We start from the raw sequence: 367 nt of genomic DNA on the forward strand, positions 1-367 counted from the left end.
AACGAACAAAAGTTCGTGATTCCGTCAGATTTCCTCGCCCCCTCCGCGGGTATCGGAATGGGACGAGAGTCATCCGACCATATGGAGAAGGAGGGAAAGACGTGCTGAAAGGCTACAAATATCGGCTCCACCCCACGCCGGCACAGGCCGAGTTCCTGGTCAAGACGATCGGCTGCGCCCGCTTCGTCTACAACAAATTGCTCGAGGACCGCATCAAGATCCACGAGGAGGCGAAGGCGGGCGGCGGGCCGAAACGGAAGCCGCCGACACCGGCCTCCTACAAGCCGCTGTTCCCGTTCCTGTGCGAGGCGGACAGCCTCGCGCTCGCGAACGCGAAGCTGCACCTCGACGCGGCGTTCGCGAAGTT

At 61.9% G+C, this 367-nt stretch carries 1 protein-coding gene; it reads left to right on the top strand.

The annotated features are described in order from the left end of the window. Window positions 1–101: 101 nt before the first annotated feature. On the top strand, window positions 102–367 hold a 266-nt coding region (locus KNP02_RS14760; protein WP_214710308.1), incomplete at its 3' end, for a helix-turn-helix domain-containing protein.

The organism is Exiguobacterium sp. s40 (assembly GCF_018617905.1).
Classification (GTDB): domain Bacteria; phylum Bacillota; class Bacilli; order Exiguobacteriales; family Exiguobacteriaceae; genus Exiguobacterium; species Exiguobacterium mexicanum_A.